General features: G+C 67.0%; 9 protein-coding genes and 1 other RNA gene. 5 read left to right on the top strand and 5 right to left on the bottom strand.

The genetic code is table 11. The features are described 5' to 3' along the window. The first annotated feature begins 101 nt into the window (after positions 1-101). The 4 genes from RTW82_RS06080 (at position 102) to RTW82_RS06065 (ending at position 2,817) form a co-directional block, all read left to right on the top strand. The gene (locus RTW82_RS06080; protein ID WP_316924544.1) at positions 102-365 is read left to right on the top strand and encodes a hypothetical protein; all 264 of its coding nucleotides are present in this window, start codon (positions 102-104) and stop codon (positions 363-365) included. A 312-nt stretch (positions 366-677) separates the two neighbouring features. Next, a complete protein-coding gene (locus RTW82_RS06075; protein WP_316924543.1) occupies positions 678-1,007 on the top strand; it encodes a hypothetical protein in 330 nt (109 codons plus the stop codon). Between the two features lie 188 nt (positions 1,008-1,195). After that, entirely contained in the window at positions 1,196-2,521 is a 1,326-nt protein-coding gene (locus RTW82_RS06070; RefSeq protein ID WP_316924637.1) for a type II toxin-antitoxin system HipA family toxin, read from the top strand. Beyond that, complete coding sequence (locus tag RTW82_RS06065) at positions 2,521-2,817, top strand: helix-turn-helix transcriptional regulator (RefSeq protein WP_316924542.1); 297 nt, start codon at positions 2,521-2,523, stop codon at positions 2,815-2,817. The genes RTW82_RS06070 and RTW82_RS06065 overlap by 1 nt, the downstream gene beginning before the upstream one ends. A 55-nt stretch (positions 2,818-2,872) precedes the next feature. Here the strand turns inward: RTW82_RS06065 and ssrA are convergent. After that, positions 2,873-3,247: a transfer-messenger RNA gene (gene ssrA / locus RTW82_RS06060) on the bottom strand. Positions 3,248-3,391: 144 nt separating this feature from the next. On the opposite strand from ssrA, the gene RTW82_RS06055 reads away from it, so the two are divergent. Continuing rightward, on the top strand, positions 3,392-6,310 hold the full coding sequence (locus RTW82_RS06055) for an ATP-binding protein (protein ID WP_316924541.1): 2,919 nt from the start codon (positions 3,392-3,394) through the stop codon (positions 6,308-6,310). A gap of 345 nt (positions 6,311-6,655) precedes the next feature. On the opposite strand, the gene RTW82_RS06050 is transcribed toward RTW82_RS06055, so the two are convergent. The 4 genes from RTW82_RS06050 to RTW82_RS06035 all read right to left on the bottom strand — a co-directional run bounded on the left by RTW82_RS06050 (position 6,656) and on the right by RTW82_RS06035 (position 23,320). Further along, complete coding sequence (locus tag RTW82_RS06050) at positions 6,656-6,901, bottom strand: hypothetical protein (RefSeq protein WP_316924540.1); 246 nt, start codon at positions 6,899-6,901, stop codon at positions 6,656-6,658. Between the two features lie 103 nt (positions 6,902-7,004). Then, positions 7,005-7,283 (bottom strand): hypothetical protein, encoded by a 279-nt coding sequence (locus RTW82_RS06045; RefSeq protein ID WP_316924539.1) that lies wholly within the window; start codon positions 7,281-7,283, stop codon positions 7,005-7,007. Positions 7,284-7,578: 295 nt separating this feature from the next. Continuing rightward, positions 7,579-9,249, bottom strand: a complete 1,671-nt coding sequence (locus RTW82_RS06040; RefSeq protein WP_173179028.1) for a ShlB/FhaC/HecB family hemolysin secretion/activation protein — start codon at positions 9,247-9,249, stop codon at positions 7,579-7,581. Then, positions 9,236-23,320, bottom strand: coding sequence for a leukotoxin LktA family filamentous adhesin (locus tag RTW82_RS06035; protein WP_316924538.1), 14,085 nt, complete (start codon positions 23,318-23,320; stop codon positions 9,236-9,238). The genes RTW82_RS06040 and RTW82_RS06035 overlap by 14 nt, the downstream gene beginning before the upstream one ends. Positions 23,321-23,645 lie beyond the last annotated feature (325 nt).

Genomic DNA, 23,645 nt, shown 5'->3' with positions numbered 1-23,645 from the left:
CGGTGGTTTGAATAAACCTATTTCAGGTTTATCCCAAAATGGGTTATTTCTGTGCTGGAGGCGCTGCTGCAGATATATGGCCAAACCAAGGAGGTTTCGCAGTGAACGATCCCGATTCGCTCTCACTGACCCATCAGCAACGTCGCCTTCGCGAACTGCGTGAGCGACTAGAGTCGCGGTTGCACACGGTTCAGGTGATCGCCGAGATCATTCTGGATAACGCCGCGTTTCGGGAAGGCTTCCCCGGGCCCTGGTTCGGCGAGTACCGGGAGGGGGCACTGATGGATGCGGTGGTGCAGCTGTCGCGTAGCAATCTTGAAGATTTTTCGCGGTTGCTGGAGATGCAGAGGGAGCAGGAGGAATGACGGGCGGTCGGGGTCGATGGATTACCCCTTCGCTGATCGCCCATACGGAGGAGGGCTGATCGATGGCTAGAAAATTCCAAGCGTTACGCTCGAAGCTGGGGCCCGAGGCCAATGAGCGTATTGAACTCAGGGCCCGAGAAATGCTCGCTGAAATGCCATTGCACGAGCTTCGCCATGTGCATGCGCCTATGCACCCGGGTATAGAGATGCCGTCCTTGGTGACAGAGAATTCTCCGAAGCCATCTACCCGCTCTCGCCCTGGCACTTCCTCTGTGCTGTCCTCCACCTCAGGAAAAATCGGAGGTACATCACGTGCAATTACATGAAGGTGTCTGCCGGTCGGGCGATGTGGTGTCGATCAACCTACTCGACGGGCAGCTGGGGACGCAGGTGATGCGACTGTTGCTGACCCAGGGGATTGAGGTCGAGGTGCTGGAGGTTCGGGGCGATTCGGTGAAGCTGGCGGTGAGAGCGCCAAGCGGGATGCTGATTGTGGAGGAGCTGGGTTTTTCCCCGTATTCGCGACTTCTTGCTGTCGCGATAGGTGGGCTTGTCGACTCCCAAAGAAAAGCCCCTGGAGATCTCGCGATCTTCAGGGGCTTTGCGCTTGGTGGGTCGAGGTCGTTTGAGGCCGGCCAATAACCAGTTGATATCTAGGGATTATTCATTGCAGTTTCGCGGGGTAAGGGGTGGGGTACAACGCGCGCTACGTTTTCATGATTTGGGTATTTTAATGCCGATTTATGGCTTTAAAGATGTTTTTAGGCATTAAATTGCCTTTTATTGGCATAACACCTAAAGTTTTCGGCATCAAAATGCCGGTGATGGATATGCACAACCTCACACTCCAGATTCATACAGACGGCCAATGGCGTGATGCCATGGAGCTCTGCTTCGAGCAACCGGACGAGGGGCTGGAGGGCAGTTGTGCCTACGGATATCGGCAGGATTATCTGGTCGACTCGTTAGAGGCCGTCGGCAGCCGACTGAACACATCCGTCAGCGCGACGTGCCCCGTTGGTTGGGACTCTTGGAGAGGCAGGAAGGCCCCTGCTTTTCTCTTCGACATCCTGCCATCCGGTGCTGCGAGACGCTTTCTGCTCAAGCGTTTGGGAAATAAGCGGCCAGAAGGCTTGAGCCTGGACCTGTATCTATTGGGGCGCTGTGTGCCCGCACCTATTGGCAACCTGCGTATCAAGGAGTCTGTCGAGGCTATCGCCGGCAGCCCGGTTTTGGGCTTTGCGCGAGACGAGGTCGTCACTCGGGATGCGAAATTCCTTGAATACGCATACGAGCAAGGCGCTGCCATTGGTGGTGCGACGGGGGCGGGTGGTGAAGCCCCCAAGCTGCTGCTGACGGAGGATAGGCATGGCGCCTTGCACCCGGATGCGGTGTTGCCGGATGCAGAGGCTATTCAGCACTGGTTTGTGAAGTTCGCACGTAACAACGCCGGCCAGACCGATCAGGACATCCTGCGTAGCGAATACTGCTTTTATCGGGCTATCCAGCAACTGGGTATGAATACGATTGCCGTGGAGGGGCTGGCGTTGGAGGAGGGCGACAAGCCCAGCCTCTGGATGCACCGTTTCGACCGGGAGGTCAATGCTGAGGGTGTTGGCCGAATTGCGGTGGAGTCGATGTATTCGTTATCTGGAGTGACCGAGGCGGGGAGCTACATGCGGCACTCCGAGGTACTGCGGAATCTGGTTGAGCTATGGCGGGGCGTGGGTCAGGAGCAGCACGTTGGAGAATTGGTATTTGAATACCTTCGACGTGACCTGTTGAACCAGATTCTGGGCAATTCGGACAACCATGGGCGCAACACTTCCATTCTCAGAACCGCTCAGGGCGTCCAATTGGCCCCCATCTATGACCTGGCGCCCATGGTCATGGATGAGGAAGGCATAACCCGTACGACGAAATGGCCGAAAAGCGTCGAGCTGGCTGGGGAGGTCGACTGGAGAGCGGCTTGTGCCGAGGCGTCGGAGTGGCTTGATCCGGATGAGCTGTTCCAGAGGCTGAGAGTTGCGGCGCAGGAGTTTCTGGCGCTGCCTGATCTGCTGAATGCTGAAGGGCTTCCTGCGAAGACCATGAATCACCCTCGGATAGCGCTGAAGAACCTCCAGCAGCGGCTGGCTAAATGGGGGCTTGTCTAATGGATATCCTCGAACGCAATCGCATCTTGAATGAGCTGCAGCAGCAACTGGCTTCCGGTGAGATCACCATTGGGAAAGCTGTCCGGCGCCTGCGAAAGGAGGTGACCGGGTTGCAGCAGGCTAGATTTGCGCAGATGTGCAAGTTGTCGTTGCGAGCCCTGCGGCAACTGGAGCACGACGAAAGTAATCCCACGTTGCAGACGCTCAACAGTGTGTTCAATCCATTCGGCATGCAGGTCGGAATAGTGCCGAAGGCTTCCCGGATCGGCACTCGGGCTACGGAGGAGTTGGGTTGATCCGCGCCCAAAGAAAAGCCCCTGGAGATCTCGCGATCTTCAGGGGCTTTGCGTTTGGTGGAGCCGGGGGGATTTGAACCCCCGTCCGCCAGTGCGCCGCTTTCGGGACTACATGCTTAGCCAAGTCTACTGAGTTAGCTCTTTGCGGCCCGACTGGCAGGGTGCTCAGAGCGAGCTGTATAAGTTTTAGCCGTTACGTCTACAGCGAACTTGGCGGCGATCCTGTTCTATCTGACAGTCATTTCGGGTTTACAGGCATCCCCTTATGACTGCTGGCGGCCGAAGCCACCAGAAGGGTTAGGCCGCGAGGGCCGCCCCGTAGTTGTCGTCGTTGGCAACTATAAGTTTGCAGCAGCTGATTTACGAGGTCTGCTACCAGCTCGGCATGCCCCTAGAGTTTTGTTACCGGCGTCGAATCCTAATCGGCCCCAAAAGCTTCTAGTGGTAAAGCTAGACGGGCGATGGTACGCCAAAGGCGTTGCCGCGTCGACCTTCAGTGCACAATTGGGCTGTCCGCCGGCTTCGCTTATGATTGCCAGCTATTGTCAGGATGTCCCTCAAACGAGTCCTCCGAATGCCGCGCTCCCCCCGTTATCCGTTGCGCCAGTGGATTTGGCGTGCGTTCGTGCAAAGCGCGCTGATCCCACTGATTCTGGTGGAGTCGGTGCTGATCGCCATCTATCTGCTGACCAACAGTGCGATCCGTGATGCGCAGGTCGATTACCTGCAGCAGAGCGCGCTGGAGGACCTGGGCAGCGCCGTGCGCCGCGAGGGCAAGATCATCGATGGGCGGCTGCAGAGCATCGAGGTGCTGGTGCGGTTGTTCCGTGACAGCGCCAGCCGCGCGCTGCTCGATCGCAGCTACCAGCCGGATGCCCTGGAGCATTCGCGCCATCGCCTGAGCGAGGATGGGGTGTTCTACACCCAGAGCGACGATGGGCGCTCGGCGTCCTTCTATGCCAACAGCACGCCGGTGGAGCGCCAGGACCACGAGAAGGCCCTGCGCCTGTCGCAGCTGGACCCCTTGATGCGCTCGATCCGCGAGAGCGACCCGCTGATGGCGGCGGTGTATTTCAACAGCTGGGACAGCTACAACCGCATCTACCCCTTCTTCATGACGCCCGAGCAGTATCCCCATGACATGGTGATACCCGATTACAACTTCTATTACCTCGCCGACGCCGGGCATAACCCGGGGCGCAAGGTGGTCTGGACCGACGTCTACCTCGACCCGGCCGGGCAGGGCTGGATGATGTCGGCGATCTCGCCGGTGTACCGCGATGACTTCCTCGAAGGCGTGGTCGGCCTGGATATCACCGTGGGGCAGATGCTCGGCGCCATCAGCAATCTCAAGGTGCCGTGGCAGGGCTACGCGATGCTGGTGAGCCGCGATAACAGCATCATGGCGCTGCCGGCGGCGGGGGAGCGTGATTTCGGCCTGCGCGAGCTGACCCGCTATTCCTACGAGGAGGCGGTGCGCCGCGAGGTGCTCAAGCCCGAGGACTTCAACCTGGCCAAGCACGCCGAGATGCAGCCCATCCTGCAGGCGATGAAGTCCGGCGAGGGCAACATGAAGGAAGTGTTGCTGGGCGGGCGCAAGCAGCTGGTGGCCTGGACCGAGATCCCGCAGACCGGCTGGCGCCTGATGATGGTGGTGGACGAGGCCAACATCTTCCGCGAGACCAACCGCCTCGCCGAGCGCTACCTGCAGATCGGCTACCTGCTGATCGCCGGCCTGGCCTTCTTCTATGCCCTGTTCTTCGCCTGGATGTGGGCCCGTTCGCGGCGCCTGAGCGACGAGCTCTCGGTGCCGCTGGCCGGTATCTCCGGGATGATGCAGCGCATCGGCCAGGGTGACTTCAGCCCCGATGCGCCGAGCAGCCGGATCATGGAACTGGAGTCCATGGCCCTGGCGGTGCAGCAGACCGGCGACCAGTTGCGCGCCAGCGAGGAAGAACGCGTCGAGGCCCAGCGCAACCTGGAGCTGGTGCTGGAGAGCACCACCGAAAGCCTCTGGGAAGTGGACGCACGCACCCTGTCGATCAAGATGAGCGGGCGCTTCGTGAAACGCTTCGGCCTGCCTTCCGACGAGCTCAGCTTCAACGACTTCAACGACCGCGTGCACCCCGACGATGTGGAGCGCGTGCGCCGGCTGCGGCTGTTCTTCGCCGACAGCGACCAGGACAACTTCGATGCCGAATACCGCTTCGCCGATGCCGATGGTCAGTACGCTTGGCTGCTGAGCCGCGGCAAGGTGCTGGAGCGTGACAGTGAAGGCCGCGCCCAATTGGTGGCGGGCACCCATGTGGACATCACCCGCCTCAAGCAGGTGGAGGATGAGCTGCGCCGTGCCAGCCGCGAGGCCATGGCTGCGAGCCAGGCGAAGAGCCGTTTCCTGTCCAGCATGAGCCACGAGCTGCGCACACCGCTCAATGCCATCCATGGCTTCGCCCAGCTCATCGGGCTGGAGACCGAGGGCAAGGAAGAACGTCGCGAGGAGGCCGAGTACGCCCAGGAGATCGTCAACGCCAGCCGCCACCTGACCTCCCTGGTCGACGACATCCTCGACCTGTCGAGCATCGAGAACCGCCGCCAGCAGCTGCAGCTCAAACCGGTGGAGATCGGCCCCTTGCTGGCCGGCTGCGCCGAGCTGATCCAGCCCGAGCTGCAGACCCGCCAGCTGCACCTGCAGATGATGGCGCCGCCGGAGCCGCCGCTCTTCGTGCTGGCCGATGCCCGACGCTTGCGCCAGGTGCTGCTCAACCTGCTATCCAACGCGGTGAAGTACAACAGCCCGCAAGGCATGGTCAGCCTCGGTTACGAGCTGCGCTCGGCCGGCGTGCGCCTGTGGGTGGCGGACAGCGGCTCGGGGCTCAGCGAGGAGCAGCAGGCCATGCTGTTCCAGCCCTTCCAGCGCCTGGGCCGGGAGAACTCCACCATCCCCGGTACCGGCATCGGCCTGGTGCTGTGCCGCGAGCTGGCGGAGCTGATGGGCGGGGAGATCGGCTTCAGCAGCACCCGCGACATCGGCAGCCGCTTCTGGATCGACCTGCCCAGCGCCGCGCCGCCGAACCAGGCGGACGCCGGCATCCAGGAAAGCCCGCCGGCGCCGGTGCTGGCCCAGGTGCTCTGCGTCGAGGACCACCCGGCCTGCCTCAAGGTGCTCAAGGAAGGCCTGCGCGACATGGCCGAGGTGCGCGGAGCGGGGTCGGTCGGTCGTGCCTTGTCGACCCTGGAGGCACAGACGCCGGCGCTCCTGCTGCTGGACCTGGACCTGCCGGATGGCGATGGCCTGGAAGTGCTCGATTACGTGCGACGCACGCCGCGCCTGCGCAGCATGCCGGTGATGGTGGTGAGCGCCGCGGTGGATGAGGCGAGCCTTTCGGAAGCGCGCCGTCGCGGTGCCGATGCCTGCCTGACCAAGCCGGTGGACCTGCAGCAGGTGCGCCGCCTGGCGCTGTCGCTGCTGGAGCGGGAGCCGCCGGCCTTCTGAGGTGGGTGAGCTGCTCCCGGGCTGAAGCCCGGGCTACCAGGGCTGCGCAGGCCATGCGCAGCCCTTTTTCATTTGAGCGTGAGAAGCCACGTCCTTAGAACGTGGTCATGGTCATCCTGCTGGTGATAATTCGAGCTGAGAGCTGACAGGATGAGCTCGTGCCGTAGGGGGGGCCGCGCGCACCGCCGCACGGTGCTTCCGGTCAGCTCCAGGTGCGCGCAGCACACCCTACGTCCGGACTGAGCGGCGGCTGCATGCTCCGAGGTCTCGTTGCGCCCCTTTACCGGTGACTAAAAGCAAAGCCACGTTCCAAGCGCGTGGATGTATACGGGTGGCGGGCCAGGCTCATTCGCTGGCTTGCAGCATGTCGATGGCTTCCTTGAGCACCTTGGCCGATTCCTCGTGGTTGCCGGCCTTGTGCAGCTCTTCGCCTTCCGCGCGCAGACGCTGGACTTCCGCCAGCAGGGCGGCATCGGAGGGCGGGTCGGTCTTGAGCATTGCGTCGATCCTGGCCATGTCCTGGGGGCAGTGCATGGCCCAGAGCGGGGTGCTGATCAGGGCGGCGGCGATAAAGGCGGCGAGGCGGCGCATGGCGAGGCTCCTGGCGGGGGTGTCCAGGAGTATAGGCAGGGGCGAGGCGTTGCGCGGGGCATGAAAAAGCCAGCACGAGGCTGGCTTGTTCACGCGGGGCGGGTCACTGGCTGGCGCCGTCGCTACCGCCTTCCTTGTTCGGCCCTTGCAGGCGCTGCAGCGCCATGTTGGACGAGTTGATGCAGGCTTCGGTGTCACCGGCGGTCTTGGCCTGTTCGGCCTTCATGCGCAGGTCTTCCACTTCTTTCTTCAGCGGGTCGCCCAGGGTGGTGTTGGTGGCCATGGTGTCGCTGATCTTCTGCAGGTTGATGGTGCAGAGGTCATCGGCGAACACCGGGGAAGCCATCAGGGCGGCTGTGATCAACAGGGCGGTGCGTTTCATGAGGGGAGTCTCCTCTCTCGTTCTTTGGCACTCGGATAGGCCCTTTGTAGAGGCCGAGTGGAGCAATGACGTCCGAGACGGATAAGCCCGGGCTTGCCGACGGGCTTGTAAGGATGGACTGCCCGGTGAAACGCACGGTTCAGTGTTTTTCTAGAGCAGGCCGCCTCAGGCCCCGGGCTGAAGCCCGGGCTACGGCAGAGAGGATCGACGGGGCCGCCCCGGCGCCGAAGCCCTGCCCACGAGATGGGGTCACATGGGCCGGGCTTCAGCACGGGAGCGGATTCGGGGCGTGGCGTCAGAGGACCTTGAACACCACTTGCAGGTTGACGTAGGCGTTGTCCTGGTCGGAGCGCACCTTGGTCAGGGGCACGCCGAGGGTCACCTCGCCACTCAGGCGCGAGGTGGCCTGCCAGTTGAAGCCGCCGCCCACGCTGTCCAGTTTCTCCGGTTGGCGGAACGAGGAGTCGATGCGCCCGTAGTCGTAGAAGCCGAAGCCGGTGAGGGCCTGGGTGATGCGGTAGTTGGCCTGCAGGTTGGAGTACAGGCCGCCGTCGCCGGCCAGCTCGCCCTGGCGGTAGCCGCGCACGGTGGAGGCGCCGCCGATCTGGAACAGCTGGCTGGAGGGCACGCCCTCGCGGTTGGCGTACTGCCAGGCGCCCGTGGCGTTCAGGTACCAGTCCGCGCTGAGGGCCTGGTAGAACTGCCAGTAGCCCACCCAGAGGCCGTAGTTCTCGCGGATCGCGGTGCCTTCCAGCTCGCTGCGGGCATCCTGGTAGCCCAGGCCCACGCGCAGGGAGCGGCCCGGCGCCAGGTACAGCGCGGTGAGGTCGGCCTGGGTGGTGCGCACGCGGTTTTCGTTGAGGAAGACATCGGCGATGTAGTTCTTGGTGCGCTGCTCGCCGTAGGTCAGCTGGCCGGTGAGCAGCCAGTCCTGGTTGCTCCACAGCGGGTGGCTGATGAACAGCGAGCCGTTCTTCGAGTCGCTCTCCGAATCCAGGCTGCGGAAGGGCCCGTAGATCACCTTCGCCTTGCTCTTGCCCAGGCGCCCGCCGATGCGCCCGCCCAGGGTGTTGAAGGGCGCGTCGTAGGACAGCATGCCCACGCCCGAACCCCGCGAGCCGGAGAGGAAGGCGGAGAACACGTCGTCGCGGCCGAGGGCGCCGTAGTGGCGGTACATCATGCCGCCGGTCTCTTCACCGGTGGATTCGTAGCCGTGGTTGTTGGCGAACAGGTCGAGGCTGTTCTGCGGCGGCTCGTTGACGTTCACGTAGACGTCGGTGAGGCCGTAGCCCTTGCCCGGCTGCAGCGAGGCGGAGAGGGTGCCGTTGCTCACCCGGTTGAAGCGCGACAGCTCGGCCTCCAGGCGCTTGGGGTCCACCAGCTCGCCGTTGCCGATGTCCAGGCGCTCGCGGATGAAGTCCTCGTTCATGTAGCTGTTGCCTTCGAGCACCAGCTCGCCGACGCGGCCTTCCACCAGCTGGATGCGCACGCGGCCCTGCTCGATGCGCTGGGGCGGCAGGATGGCGCGGGCGGTGACGTAGCCCTTCTCGTCGTACAGGCGATTCACCGCCGAGATCAGCTGCTGAAGGTCGGCGAAGCCCACCTTGCGGCCGAGGTAGGGCCTGGCGATCTCCTGCAACTGCTGGGCGTCGAGGATGGCGGTCTCGCTGAACACCACCGCGTCCAGCTGGAAGGCGACGTTGGGGTTGTCCGGCAGCTTCTGGTCGCCCACCACCGGCACGTCGAGCACCGGCGTGTCGTCCTGCGGGCGGGCTTCCTGGCGCTCCTGGGCGCGCTGCGGCTGGCGCAGCAGCTCCGAGCTGATGGCGCCGGGCAGCGCACCGGAGGGCAGCGCCTCGGCGTTGGCGCAGGCGGCGAACAGCAGCCCGGCGGCACCGAGCAGGAAGGGCGCGCGGCTGGCGACGGCCCGCAGGCCGCCGCTGGTGAGGGTCTTAGATGGAGTCATCGTCACTGCTCTGGGTACCGAGGTTGACCGCCAGGGGGGCGGTGGAGATGGCATTGGCACGCTGCAGCGCCGGGCGCACGGGGTAGGCCGCGGAGAAGGCGGGCATCGCCTCCCCGCCGGCCTGGCGCAGGTCGGTGCTGAAGTGCGGGCGGGCCAGGTCGAAGGTGGCGTGGCCGCTGGTGACCATGTTGCGGGTGAACACGCCACGGGCCGAGTTGAACCACATGGGCGCGCGGGAGCCGGTGGCGCCGCGGGTCTCCAGGTCCAGCGAGAAGCCCTTCCAGGGGATGTAGTACTGGAAGTCGCTGGCGTAGCGCAGCGCCGGGGTGGTGTTGTCCATCAGCGCGCTGACGTAGCCGGTGGTGAGCTTCAGCTCTTCGCCGATGTGGCCGTTGACGATGTTGAAGCGCGTGGCGTTGGAGCGGATGTCCGCGACGCGGGCGGCCAGTTGCTCGTTGAGCACGTAGGGCGCGGCGGTGATGCCCAGGTCGATGCGGTCGGCCACGCCGCCCTGCAGGTTGGTGGCCCACAGGCGCAGCGGGGTGGCCTGCACGGTCTGGGTGACCTGGCCACGGATGCTTTCGGCGCGCAGCTCCAGGTCACGGGCGATGCGCACGTCGGCCAGGTCCAGGTCGGTGGTGCCGAGCACGCCGTCGCCGTCGCCCACCAGGTGGGCGGAACCGGTCAGGGCGTGCACGCGTTCGGCGCGGGCCTCGCGGTGCAGGTGCAGGTTGACGTCGCCCACCGGGGTCTCGGCGTTGAAGTGGCCGGTGTCCAGGCGGATGGCGGCGCCGGTTGCACCGATGCCGGTGGCGGCGACCAGGTCGACCTGGCCGGTGCCTTCGTCGGTGGTGCGGATCACCGAGTCCTCGTCGTCCATGAGGATCGAGCCGAAGCTCGAGGTGAGCGACACCAGGCCGTCCAGTACGCCATTGGACATCACCAGGTCGTTCTGCGTGGCGACCACGTTGGCGCCGAGGCCGAACAGGCCCAGGGCGCCCTGCTTCTGCACGACGTTGAACGGGTTCAGCGTGGTGCCGATGTAGCCCGAGGTCAGGCCGTTGCCGTCCACGGCGCGCAGGTTGACCAGGCCGCCATCGAAGGTGGCGTGGTCGCCCAGGGAGTAGAAGTCGCCGTTGTTGGCCACCAGGTTGGTTTCGCCCTTCACGTCGATCTTGCCGACCACCACGTTGCCGTTGAGCACCACCACGTTGGCGGTGCCGGGGGCGACCAGGCGGTACACGGTGACCGGGTCGGTGCCGTTGTTGGTGACCTGGATGGGGTTGTCCGGCGAGCCGATGTTGCGGCCGGCGTCGATGTACAGGCCGCCGGTGACGGCGCCGGCGACGCCGGTGGCGGTCTGGTTGATCACGTCACGGCCGGCGTAGACGTAGAGGGTGCCGCCCACGGTGATGTCCTTGAGGATCACGTCCTGGGAGGTGCCCACGTGGTAGTCGCCCTTGGCGTCGATGACCACCGGGTCCTTGGCTTCCACCGCCAGGTCGTAGCGCGGGCGCAGGGTGATGCGCACGGTGTCGCCGTCCACCTGGTCGGCCTGCAGCGTGCCCGGCTTGGCCTCGGCGAGGAAGGCCATCAGCTGGCTGGAGCTGTAGCTGTTGCCTTCCGAGGAGGAGAGCTGGGTGACGATGGGCAGGTAGCCGTCGGTGCGCTTGAGGGTGAAGACCAGGGTCTCCGCCTCGGGCAGGGCCTGGGTCGGGTCGTTGTTCAGGCGGATCGAGCCCTGGGTCGCGGAGACGTTGGGCAGCGCGCCGGTGGAGGGACGGTCGCCCGCCACCGAGCCGGCGTTGATCACCGTGCCCAGCATGCTCTTGTCCCAGACCGCGCCGTGGGTCATCTGCGCGTACAGCTCGGAGCCGGTGTCCAGGCTGTACTGGAAGTCGGCCGCACGGGTCTGCAGCAGGCCCTGGTCGACGCCCGGCGCGCCGGCCAGGAAGCTCTTCGCCTCCAGGTAGCGGGCCCTCATGGTGCTGTTGATCTCGGCGTCGCTGGCGCTGTGGCCGAGGCTGGCGCTGACCTGTTCGCGGTAGAGGTCCAGGCCCGCGCTGGTCAGGCTGAAGCTGCCATCCGGGTTGCTGGCGCGCTCGCGAATGGTCCAGTAGTCGCTGTAGTAGCGCTCCACCCGATTCTCGTAGCCATTGATGGTGCTCTGCGCGTGGTTGGCGTCGGTGAGGCCCATGGCCTCCCATTCGGCGATCTTCTCCTGCAGCTTGGCGTCCTGGTCCTCGCCCTTGGGCGCGGCGCCGAGGATCTGCCCGCTCGGGGTGTTGAGCTCGACGTTGCCGAACAGCGACTCGATGTAGCCGACGTTCATGTTGCCGCTGCCCTGGGTGAGGGTGACGCTGCCCGGGGCGGAGGCGTTGATCTCGTTGCTCTGGGTGACCAGCGGGCTGTTCACGCCGCCGATGGAGCTGCCCGAGCCCGAGTGCAGGTTGAGCACATCACCACCGATGGAGACGCCCACGGCATTGGCGTGCTGGTAGATGCCGCCGACCGCGTTGACGGTGACGTCGCCGGTGGTCTGGATCGACTTGGCGTAGAAGTCGCCGCTGCTGGCCAGGAAGATGTCGCCCTGGCTGCTGGCGCTGACTGAGGCACCGGCGACGCGGGAGTCGATCAGCTTCAGCGCGTCGCTGGCGCTGCCGATGCCGGCGCTGGCGTTGAGCACCAGGTCCTTGCCTTGCAGCGAGCCGCCGGCCTGCAGCAGCGAGCCGGTGACGTCGAAGGTGCTGGTACCGACGTCGTTGCGGATGGTGCCGCCGATCAGCACGTTGGAGCCGGAATCCACCTGCAGGCGCGACTCGCTGTTGCCGACGAAGCGGATCGGGATGGCGTGGTCGGCCTTCACGCTGTTGGTGACGGTCATCTGGATGTCGGTGGCCAGGTCGAAGGTGGCGCCGGCGTAGTAGCCGCCCCACTCGTCGCCGTTGGAGGTGGCGCGCACGGTGGTGTAGCCGATGTTGGCGTCGGCCCACTGCATGAAGGCCTTGTCGTCACCGGTGACGGCACGGACCACCACGTCGCCGGCGCTGGTCAGGTAGGCCTTGCCGTCGGCGGTGGCGATCTCGCTCACCCAGTTGCCCAGGTTGCCGGGGATCTCGTCGCTCTTGCCCGAGATGCTGGTGGGGCCGGTGTAGGTGCGGGTGATGTGGTAGTCCTGGGTCCACTCGTAACGGGCGCCGGCCTGCGGGTTGTAGGTGAAGTCGCGGCCGATCACGCTCGCCAGGCTGGCGCCGGTGAGGGCGGTGGCGCCGTTGGCGTTGTTGTAGACCGAGACGCTGTCCTGGCCGGCCTGGTTGACGTACCACCAGGTCTGCGCGCGACCGTCGCCCCAGTGCTTGAGGGTGTCGGTGATGCGCACCACGCTCTGGCCACCGTTGCCCAGGTCGATGTCGGTGAGCATCAGGTCGCGGCCGGTGGTGTTGTTGATCTCGACATCGCCGTAGCCGGAGTTGACGACGATGTTGCCCACCGTGTTGGTGTTGATGATGTTGCCGGTCAGCGACACCGAGCCGCCGCCGGCGGCGTTGATGCGCTGCACCTGGATGCGCTGGTTGTCCGAATCCCAGTACACCACCGGCACCTCGTCGGCACCGTTGCCGTCGGCGATGCCGCTGACGTTGTTCAGGCGCACCAGGCCGTTGCCGTTGGCGATGCTGGCGATCTCGGCGGCCGCGGCGGCGCCCAGGTTCAGCGACCAGTCGGTGCGCGCGCCCACTTCGATGCCGGCGTTGATGTTGATGTTCTTGGCGTTGATCGCCAGGGCGCCGCCCACGCGCAGGGCGCTGGCGGTGGAGCCGCTGGTGTCGGACTGGCCCAGGGCCGCACTGTTCTGCGTCTTGTAGGCCTGCATCATGGTGTAGCGCCAATCCCACACACCGGTGTTGTTGGTCAGCCAGTTGTGGTCGCTGGCCGACATGTTGCCGCTGTACTCGTACCGGGTGTCCTTGTACCAGACGCGGTTGGCGGTGTTGTCGTCGTCGGTTTCCCAGTAACCGCGGACCATGCCGTCGAGGATGATCTGCTGGTCGGTGCCGTTGCCGCTGCCGTAGTTGCGGATCAGGTAGTCGGTGAAGGCTTCCTTGCTGGTGAAGGCATAGGAGCCGTTGTAGACCACGTTGGCGGCGAACTCGGCGATGGAGTCGGGCACGTTGCGGCCGCTGAGGCTGCTCGGGTTCAGGCCGTTGATGACGTTGGCCCACTCCGACTGCACCGAAGCCAGGTTCCAGCTGCGGCCCGGCAGGCTGACGAACAGGTCGCCGTTGGGCACGTTCATGCTCAGCTGGTAGCTCTCGATGGTGGCGAACTGCGAGACGTTGCCCGAGGTGTTGCTCAGCGAGGTGTTGCCCTTGAGGTTCTCGATGTCGCCGAGCACCAGGATGCCCGGGGCCGGGCTGGTGTTACCCGCCAGGTTGGTGTCGTAGGTGTTCTCGATGACGATCGAGGGCACGCTCGGGCGCTGGGTGGCGTCGTAGTAGTCGGACTGCGAGCGCTTCACCTCGGTCAGGGTGGCGCCGCTGTTGGCCAGCTTGGCGGCGCCGGTGGAGGTGATGCTGCCGGTGCCCGCGGCGGAGACCAGGATGCCGTTGGTCACCAGGTAGTCGTCGGAGCTGTTGTGGATGATCACCGTCGGCGCGCCGTAGGCGGTCAGGTTGGCACCGGACTGCTGGATGCGGTCGGCACCGACGCGGATGTCACCGGCGCCGGCGATGATATCGCCGATCACCAGGGTGTCCACGGTGGTGTTGCCGTTGGCGCCGGCGCCCAGGGACTGCGCGGTGCTGGCGCGCATCTGGGTGTAGAGGGCGATCTGGTCGCTCAGGCTGGTGTACGCGGCCGAGCCCGGGGTGAGGCCGGCGAGCTGCTGGTTGAGGCTGGCCAGGGTGGCGTCGATCTCGGCCAGCGGGCGGAACGCGTTGGCGCTGCCGGCGGCCTTGTACTGCACGGTCAGGTCGTTCAGCGAGGACACGGTGCGCAGCTGGTTGCCGTCCCAGTAGACCTCCTGGCGGTTGCCCGCGCCCGCCACCACACGGCTGTTGGCGAGGTTCAGGCTGGCCAACTGGTTGACCCGGTCGGAGCGGGTGGTCTGCTCGCTGGAGAACAGCGCCAGGTAGGGGTTCTTGCCCACGCCGCCGCCGCTGGCGCTGACCGCGCCGTTGGTGGCGATCAGGTCGACGTTGCGCACCGAGCGCAGCAGGGCGCCGGTGCCGAACACCAGGTCGTTGGTGGTGGTCGCAGTGGCATCGGCATCGAGAACCGCAGTCACCGGGATCAGGGTGTTGTTGACCACCACCGTGCTGGCGCTGGCGCGGATGTCGTTGGCCAGGTTGCCATCGGCGCTCTGGCCGGCGCGCAGGCCGAGGTTGCCGTAGCCAAGCAGGTTGGCGTTGGCGCCGAAGCGGATCAGCTGCGCAGCGGTCAGGTCGATCTTGGAGTCGCCGCCGCCGGCGCCCACCAGACCGTAGACGTCCACGCGGGCATTGGTGCTGGCGCGGGTGTCGCTGTACGCGCCGACCTGCAGCAGGCCGCTGCTCGTCATGCTCAGGTTGTCGCCGAAGGTCACCTGGTTGGTGACGTCCACGTCCATCTCGGTGCCGGCGTAGGGGGCGGCGATGGCGCCACCGGCGGACAGCTTGCCGGTGTCGGCGGCGCGCATGGTGTTGTGGGCGCTCAGGCGCAGGTGGCCCTTTTCGATGTCCAGCGGGCTGCCCACGGTGGCCAGGCCGACGTTGTTGCCGACCTGGATGCGGGTGGTGTCGCGGATGGTGTTGTCGACCAGCACGGCGCTGCCGCTGATCACGCCGCCCGAGCCGGAGAAGGCCTCGGCGCCGCCCTGGGTGATGGTGTGGGCTTCGATGTCGAGGCCGTCGAGGGCGGCCACGCGAGCACCGTCGCGCACCAGCACCTGGGTGGTGGCACCCAGGTCGAGGTCGATGAAGGTGCCCGAGGCACCGACCATGGCGGCCTGGATCGAGTCGCTGTCGGCGGCGTAGTCGAGGCGGTGCTCGGCCAGCACGTCGGTGCGGCCGGTGAGGATGTTGGTGTTGCCCAGCACGTCCACGGTGGTGGCGCTGGTGGCGTCGAGGTTGAGGGTGGAGGCGCTGCCGGCGACCACGCCGCCGCTGCCGGCCACCGCATCACCGCTGATGCCGTTGCTGCCGGTGGCGGAGAGGGCCAGGGTGCCGCCCACCAGGCCGGTGGCGCCGAAGCGCACGCGCTGGGTGGCGTCGATGTCGGCCAGGCCAACGTTGGCGCCCACGGCCAGCAGGCCGCCGACGGCTATGCCGGTGGCGTCGGTCTTGACCCGGGTGGCGTCGCTGGCCTTCACCGCGGCGTTGCCGGTGATGGCGAGTTGGGTGCCCTGGCCGATATCGGCGAGCACGTTGGTGTCCAGGTTGGCGCTGGCAACGGTAGCGTTGAGGCCCATCAGGGCACCCCCGCTGGCGCCCACGGCTTGGGCTTCGGCGCTCTGGCTGCGGGTGCGCTGGGCGGCGGCGTCCACGTCCAGCGAGCCGCCGGTGAGGTTCACCGCGCCGGTGCCGGCCTGCACGCTGTTGTCCACCGAGGCGGTGGCGACGCTGGCACCGATGGCGCCGGCGCCCACGGAGGCGCCAATGGCGAAGGCGCGGGTCATCGGGTCGGTGCTGGCGCGGATGCCGATGGCGCCCTGGGTGGTGACGCGGCTGCCATCGTCGACCCAGGCGCGGGCGCTGGTGCGGTCGCTGGCGGTGGCGACCACCGCGTTGCCGGCGACGATGCCGCCGCTGACGCCAACGGCGTCGACGTTGTTGCTGGAGCGCGCGCTGGCATCGACGGCGAGGCTGCCGGCGTTGACCTGCACGTTCTTGCCCACCAGCGCCTGGGCCTGGCCGGTGCTGCTGGAGGTGGCGATGCTGGCGCCCACGGCCACGCCGCCGGCACTGAGGCCGATGGTCTGCGCCTTGAGCGCGTGGTCGAGGTCGGCGTCGACGCTGAGGGCGCCGCCGGCAGTGATGTTGGCGCCGTCGAGGATGCGCGCAGTGGTCTGGCTGGATTTCTCGCTCACCGCCACGGCGGCGCCGAGGCCCACCAGGCCGCCACCGCCCGCCTGGGCGAGGGCCTGGGTGGTGCCGTCCTGGCCGTCTTCGGCGCTGATGCGCACGTTGCCGCCGGCACGCAGGGTGCCGCCCAGTTCGGCGAGGCTGCGGTCACCGACGTTGATCACCGAGACGCCGGCGCCGGCGCCCACCAGGCCGCCGGCTACACCGGCTGCCTCACTGAGGGCATCGGTGCTGTTGTGGGCGCTGACGGTGACGTTGCGGCCGGCGTCCAGGGTGGCGTTGCCGACCCGCGCAGCGGCGGAGTAGGCGGTGCCGTCCGGGGTGCTGAGGAAGGTGTCGTTGGGGCTGATGGATTGCTGGTTGGCGTTGATGTCGGCCTGCAGCTGGCTGGAGCCGGCGAAGCCGTTGCCCATCTGGCCGTTGAGGCCGGAGTTGCGGGCGACGCCCTGGGCGTTGCGGATGCTGTTGTCGAGGCTGCTGGTGGCCTGGGAGGAGGCGCCGGACGCGACGCTGACCACCGAGACGCCGGCGCCCGCGCCGACGTAGCCACCGCCGGCGGCGGCGATGGAGACGGAGTCGATGTCGCGGCTGTTCTCGGCTTCGACGGTGATGTCGCGGCCGGCCTTGACGGTGGCGCCGTCGCCGACGCTGGCGATGGCGCCACTGCGCACCACCTGCACGTCGGCACCGGCACCGACGCCGGCCACGCCGCCGACACCGGCGGTGCCGAGCACGTCGGTGGTTTCGAGGCTGTCCTGGGCGTGCACGCGCACGTCCTGCTGGGCGCCGCCCAGCTGGGTGTTGATCTGGCTGCCCGCGCCGACACCGGCGAGGGTCTGGCCCTTGGCGACCAGCACGTTGACGGTGCCGGCCACGCCGGCGGTACCGCCACCGGCGCCGGTGAAGCCGACGATGGTCACGTCCTGGGCGGCGCTGGCGTCGATGGCGGTGAGGCCGCTGGCGTCCAGGCGGGTGGCGCCGAAGGTGGAGGCTTCGGTGCGCTGGTTGAGGTCGGTGACGATGATGGTGGCACCGACGCCGGCCACACCGCCGCCTGCTACGCCACCGGCGATGATGTCGAGGTCGTTGTCGGCGTCGGCGGCGATCTCGATGCCACCGGCGTCGCTGCGCAGGTTGGAGCCCTGCACGTTGCTGCGCACGGTGCCGGCCAGGGTGGTGACGGCCACCGAGCCGTTGACCCCGGCGGTACCGCCGATGGCGGCGCCGACGACCACGGCGTTGAGGTCGTGGGTGGCGCGGGCGTTCACGCCAATGCCGGCGTCGCTGCCGAGGGTGGCGTTGGCGACCAGGGCCTGGGTGTCGTGGTCGAGGATGTTGGTGGTGGTGGAGACGCCGACCCCGGCGGTGCCACCGCCCGCGCCTGCACCGTTGCCGGTGGTGGCGCGGGTGTGGTGGTAGGCGCCGACCTGGGTGGCGGCGTCGCTGTCGAGGGTGGCGCCGCTGACCTGGGCCAGGGTGGCGCCGCCGACCCTGTTGACGGTGACCGCGCCGGCCACGCCGACGCTGGAACCGCCGCCGACGCTGACGGAAACGGTGTCGATCTCATCGGTGCTGCTGGCGACGACGCCGATGCCCTTGATGCTGTCCAGCAGGGTGCGATCACGCAGGTCGCTGCCCATGTTGCCGTTGAGCTGGCCGTTGTCGATGGCGCGGGCGGCACCCTGGCCGTCGGCGCTCAGGTGGGTGGACGCACCGGTGACCCGGGCGGTGGTGGTGCCTTCGAGCTGGTTGACCGCCACCGCGCCGGACAGGCCGACGCCAGACAGGCCCACGCCCAGGGCGCCGGCCACGGTTTCGATGTCGCTGTCGGAGCGTGCGGTCAGCAGCAGGCTGCCGTCGCTGTGGACCTGGGCACCGTCACCGATCTCGGCCAGGGTGGAGCCGCCGACCATGTTGACGGCCACCGAGCCGGCGACGCCGACGTTGTTGCCCACTGCGGCGCCGGCGGCCAGGGATTGCAGCTGCTGGTTGCGCAGGGCACTGACGCGCAGCAGGTCGCCGGCCTGGAGGTTGCCGCCGTTGATGCCGGCATAGACCGCGCCGGAGATCTGGTTGTAGGAACCGGCGATGCCGATGCCTGCACCCTGGCCACCGTAGGCCAGGGCACCGGTGAGGCTGCGGATGCGCGAGGCGTCCTGGGCGTTCACCAGCAGCGAGCCGTGGCTGGTCAGGCTGGAGTCGTCGGTACGGGCGCTGGTGCGGTTGTCGATGGTGTTGATGGCGATGGAGCCGGCCACGGCGGAGGAGCGTGCGGCCACGGCGCCACCGGCGACCAGGGCGTTGATGTCGCTCTGCTGGTTCGCCTGTACGGCGATGCTGGCGGCTTCGGCGTCGCTGTCGAGGATCTCGGCGCTGACTCGGTCGCTGATGGTGTTGTAGCCGAAGCTGGCACCCATGGCGCCGTCGTTGCCGATGGCGGCCGAACCGGAGGCGGTCCAGATGCTGCTGGTGTTGCCGGCGTTCACCGCCAGGGCGCCACCGAGGTTGAGGTCGTGGCTGCCACGCAGGGCGGCGAGGGTGTCGTGGTCCAACTGGTTGATGGCCACGGCACCGTCGAAGGCGTACTTGTTGGAGTAGCCCATGGCGGCGGCCACCGAGACCAGGTCGGCGTCGCTGCTGGCGTTGAGGCTGAGGCCGGCGTTGCTGTCTAGGCGACGCAGGCCGTCGGCCACGGCTTCGGTGGCGCCGTCGATGCTGTTGATCGACAGGCCCGCACCGACGCCGGCCTTGCCACCGAAGCTGGCGGCGCCGGCCACGGCGTGGATGCTGGAGTCGTCGCGGGCGCTGACGGTGACGCCGTCGACGGCATCGATGGCGCCGTCGGCGAGGCGCGCGCGGGTGGTGCTGTCGATCGAGTTGACGCTCACCGAGCCGGCCACCTGGTAGCTGCTGGCCGAGGCGCTGGCGGATACGCCGGCGGAGATCGACAGGGCGCTGGCTTCGTTGTCGGCGCTGATGTCGAGGCGGCGCGCGGTGACGTCACCGGTGGCGGCCAGCTCGGCCTCCACCAGGGAGTCGACTGTGTTCTGGGTGTAGGCACCGGCCAGGCCGACGCCGTTGCCGGTGTTGCTGGAGACCGCGGCGCCGCCGGCGATGGCGTGCAGCGCGGTGTCGTCGCTGGCCTGCACGTTGACCGCGCCGGCATCGATGTCGAGGTTGTCGGTGATGCGCGCGCGAACCAGGTTGTCCAGGGTGTTCACCGCCGCCGAACCGGAGACGTTGATGCCGAAGGAACCGGTGCCCTCGCGGGACTGCGCGGCGGGCTGGGTGCTGGGTGCCGGCGGTGCGGTCAGGGCTACGGACAGGGCGTAGTTGCCGATGCGGCCATCGGCGCTGGCACCGACCTTGAGGCCGCCGGACGCGGCCACGGAGCCGGCGGCGAGCTGGGTGTCGCGGCTGCCCAGCCAGGCTTCGGTGGTGCGGTCGAAGGCGTGCACGCCGACGGCGACGCCGGCGGCCTTGCTGGTGGATTTCACCACGCCGCCGGTGATGGTCAGGCTGTCGGTTTCATCGCTGGCGTTGATGGTGATGTCGCCGCTGCCGCCGTTCTCGTCGGTCACCACCAGGTGGGCGCCGTCGTCGATGCCGGCGCGGGTGACGTTGTCCAGCACGGAGACGGAGACCGAGCCGCTGAGGGCGTTGGTGCCGCCCTTGGAGCCGGCCACCGCGTAGTTGAGGATGTCGACGTCGGTGACGGCGTTGACGTTCAGTTCGCTGGCGTAGAGGTTCACCGCGCCGACGGTGGCCTGGGCGCTGTTGTTGTAGATGCCGGCGATGAGGCCGGCGCCGAAGCCGTTCTTGCCGCCTTCGTTGTTGAACAGGCCCGGGTCGGCCGCGACGTTGACCATCTGCGACTCGGTGCGCGCTTCGATGTCGACGGTCTGCTCCTGGCCACGGTAGGCCAGGTCCTGGTTGATGTTGACGCCGTCGGCGACGTCCACCTTGGCGTTGAGGCCGACGTGGTTGATGTCGACCATGCCGCTGAGGGTGGTGCCGCTGTCCTGGGCGCCTTCGCCGGAGACGGCGGTGGCGGCGTTGACCCAGGTGCTGAACATCTGGCCTTCGTTGATGGTCTGCAGGAAGTCGCTGAGGTTGTCGGCGCTGAAGGCCTTGATCAGGTTGGACAGGCGGCTCTGGTCCAGCCACGGCAGGCTGGTCTTGGCGTTGAGGCTGAGGGCCTGCATGGCGTCCAGTTCGGCGCCCGGGCGCACGGTCAGCACCGCGTCGTTGTCCTGGTTGCTGATGAGGATGGCGACGCCCACACCGTTCTTCTTGCCGGTGCTTTCGGTGCTGAAGTCGAACGGCTTGTCGGCGTTCTTCTTGTCGGAGATCACCGAGGACACGGTGGAGTCCAGCAGGTCGGTGACCTCGGCGTTGAGGCTGGCATCCTGGCCGGCCTTGACCTTGGCCTGGCCGCCCAGGTTCAGCAGCGCCTGGTTGTCGTGGTTGATGTAGGCCAGGGCACCGGCGGCGCCCAGCTCATCGAGGAAGCCCTTGCTCTGCTCGCTGCCGCCTTTCTCGCCTTCTTCTTCCTCACCCTTCTCGACGAGCTTCTTCAGCAGCTCCTTGATGCCGTCTTTGGTCTTGGCCTGGAGCAGCTCCTTGGGGTCTTCGCCGGCTTCGCCGATCTTCTCTTCCAGGGTGGCGACGATCTTGTTCTCGTCGCCGAGCATCACCGAGGCTTCGTGGCTGTTGGACTGGGTGTCCACCTTGGCTTCCAGGGTGGCGTTGCCGCCGGCCTCCAGGGTGCCGTTGAAGTCGTTGCGGGCCTGCAGGTCGGAGAGGGCGACCAGCGCCGAGACGCCGATGGCGCCCTCGGCGTCGCCGGCCTGGGCGCTGACGTCGAACACCTTGACCTGCTCGGCGCTGACGCTGGCGTCGAAGGCGGCCTTGATCAGGCTGCCGCTGCCGACGGTGGTGGTGGCGCGGCCCTTGGCCGAGGTGACGTTGGCGGTGAGGGTGATCGGCAGGCCTTCGAGGGCGCCGGCTTCCACCGCGGTTTCCACGGTGGTGTCGGACTGGCTCTTGAGGTTGACGTTGCCGCCCAGGGATTCGATGCGGACGTTCTGGCCGACGTTGAGCTGGGCGTCGGTGTTGGTCACCGAGACCACGGCGCCCACCGGCAGGTCGGCGACCTCGGCCTGGGCGTTGGTGCTGGCGTGGGACGAGATGTTCACATCGTTGCTGCCGATGATGCTCACGCCGTTGCCGATGTTGACCTTGGACTGGGCGTCGAGCACCTGCACCGAGGCCAGCAGGCCGCTGCTGGCGAGGGTGTCGAGCAGGCCGCCGAAGAAGTCGCTGCCGCCGTCGTCATCGGTCTGCACACCGGCATCGGCCAGGGCCTGGCGCTGTTCTTCCAGCTCGTCGTCGTCGAGGACCTGGGCGATGGGGTGGCCGTTTTCATCGACGCCGTTGTACAGGCCGTCGCTGGACAGGCTGTCGGTCAGCGCGGTGGAGGATTCGGCGCTGAGGGTGACCTGGCCGCCACGGATCTCGGCGCCGGCGCCCAGGGTGATTTCGGTCTTGTTGCTGCCCACGCCGACGAGGATGCCGGGGGTGAGCAGGGCGCCCTCGGCGGCGATGGCCTTGAGGGTGACGTCGCCGGCCTCGAAGGCGGCGTTGTTGGTGTGGGCGTAGAGCTTGGCGTTCTGGCCGAGGACGATGGTCGGCGCTTCCAGGGTGATGTCGCCGGAATCGCCGACGGAGACTGCGTCGCGGTGTTCCTGCTGGCTGGCGGTCTGGTAGTTGGCGATGTTGCGGGTGGAGATCATCACGCCGTCGGCGACGTTGATCTTCTCCGAGGCCTGCAGGCTGTAGTTCGTGCCGCCCAGGCGCTGGTCCTGGGTGAGGTTGATTTCGCGCGGGTCGATCAGCACGTGGCCGACGGCGCCGCCCTGGCCGGCCTTGGCTTCCAGGGTGCCGGCCCAGGTCACGCTTTCGTCGGCGGAGAGCTCGACCTGGCCGCCGTTGCCGCTGGTGCCGGCGTTGGCCGCCACGGTGCCGCCCTTGGCCAGGGTGCTCTGCTGCTTGGCCTTGATCACGACCTTGCCGCCGTCGGAATGGGCGCCCTGGCCCGAGGCGGAGACCTTGCCGCCGTCGGCGATGGTGATGTCGTGGCCGGCGCGGATTTCGATCTCGCCGGCGGACTTGCCGGCGACACCGTCGGTGTTCACCTGGCCGGCGATCAGCACATCGTTCTCGGCGATGATGCGGATCTCGCCGTTGACCTCGGTGATGGCGGCGGCGCTGTCGAGGCCGTCGATGTTCACCAGTTGCTCGATGCGCGGCATGGCCTGCTGGCCGGCGGTGACGCGACCGCTGGCGCCGATGCCGACGTCGCGGGCGCTGAGGGTGACGGCGCCCTTGGCGTTGACCTGGCCACGGATGGACACCAGGCCGGATTCGGAAAGGGGCAGGTTGCCGGACTTCAGCTGGGCCACGGCGAGGTCGTCGATCTTGCCGTCGGCGCCGATCAGGCGCTCAAGGGAGGCGCTGTCGGGGGTGGTGACGGTAAGGGAGCCGACGTTGATCACGCCGGACTCGCCCACGACCATGCCGTGGGGGTTGGCGAAATAGATGTCGCCGCCGATCTGGCCGTTCTTGTAGCCGTTGAGGATGCCGTTGATCTCGCTGCGCTGGTCGCGAACGATGTTGATCAGGGCGTTGGCCGAGTCCGGTACATAAAGGTTGGCGGTTTCGCCGCTGGCCACGTTGAACTGCGAGAAGGAGTTGAAGCCATTGCCGTTGCGGATGGTCTCGGTGCGGATGTCGGTGACCGCGCCGTTCTGCACGACGCTGGTGGCCGTGCGCCCGTCCGTGACTATGCCCTGGGCATAGAGGCCGGGGCTCAGCAGGGCGCCTATGGCCAGCAGGCCGGCACCGCTGGCGGCCTTGCTCGATTTGGTCTTGCCCTGTCGCGTGGTGTGCTCCCCAACGACTTGCCAGACACCTTTGGCGTGGTTCCAGATGGTGCGATAGACGTGGTTCATGGCGCGATCCTTGATGAGGGCCACAGCGGCCTGCCGAGCGGGTGTCGGGCAGTGCCAGCGGAGTGCGGGCCAGGGAAAGGGTTTGGGCGCGAGTATATGAGCGGGTCCCTGGGCCGAAACTGAGCAATGCTGACAATTGGCCATCATTTTTCGAAGCCATGATGGCCAGGCTGGAGGCGCCGTGCTAGATGGGCTGCACGGTGTTTTCAGGGGTTTTCGCGTACCGGGTTTCGCGGGCTCCAGGGCTGACATTTCGTCGGGAAGGGGAGGCGGGATGAAACCGAGTGCGGATTGCGCCCGGGTTGCCGTTTCGCTTGCCGTTGCG

It is taken from the genome of Pseudomonas sp. zfem005 (assembly GCF_032621735.1).
Classification (GTDB): Bacteria; Pseudomonadota; Gammaproteobacteria; order Pseudomonadales; family Pseudomonadaceae; genus Metapseudomonas; species Metapseudomonas solani.
Note: the sequence above shows the minus strand (reverse complement) of the source record. Positions and strands in the feature narration are given on the sequence as shown.

What these genes read in the sequence shown, in the direction of transcription:
- RTW82_RS06035 (WP_316924538.1), bottom strand. Translation starts at nt 23,320, where the DNA reads ATGAACCACGTCTATCGCACCATCTGGAACCACGCCAAAGGTGTCTGG.
- RTW82_RS06045 (WP_316924539.1), bottom strand. Translation starts at nt 7,283, where the DNA reads ATGAAACGCACCGCCCTGTTGATCACAGCCGCCCTGATGGCTTCCCCG.
- RTW82_RS06040 (WP_173179028.1), bottom strand. Translation starts at nt 9,249, where the DNA reads ATGACTCCATCTAAGACCCTCACCAGCGGCGGCCTGCGGGCCGTCGCC.
- RTW82_RS06050 (WP_316924540.1), bottom strand. Translation starts at nt 6,901, where the DNA reads ATGCGCCGCCTCGCCGCCTTTATCGCCGCCGCCCTGATCAGCACCCCG.
- RTW82_RS06055 (WP_316924541.1), top strand. Translation starts at nt 3,392, where the DNA reads ATGCCGCGCTCCCCCCGTTATCCGTTGCGCCAGTGGATTTGGCGTGCG.
- RTW82_RS06070 (WP_316924637.1), top strand. Translation starts at nt 1,196, where the DNA reads ATGCACAACCTCACACTCCAGATTCATACAGACGGCCAATGGCGTGAT.
- RTW82_RS06065 (WP_316924542.1), top strand. Translation starts at nt 2,521, where the DNA reads ATGGATATCCTCGAACGCAATCGCATCTTGAATGAGCTGCAGCAGCAA.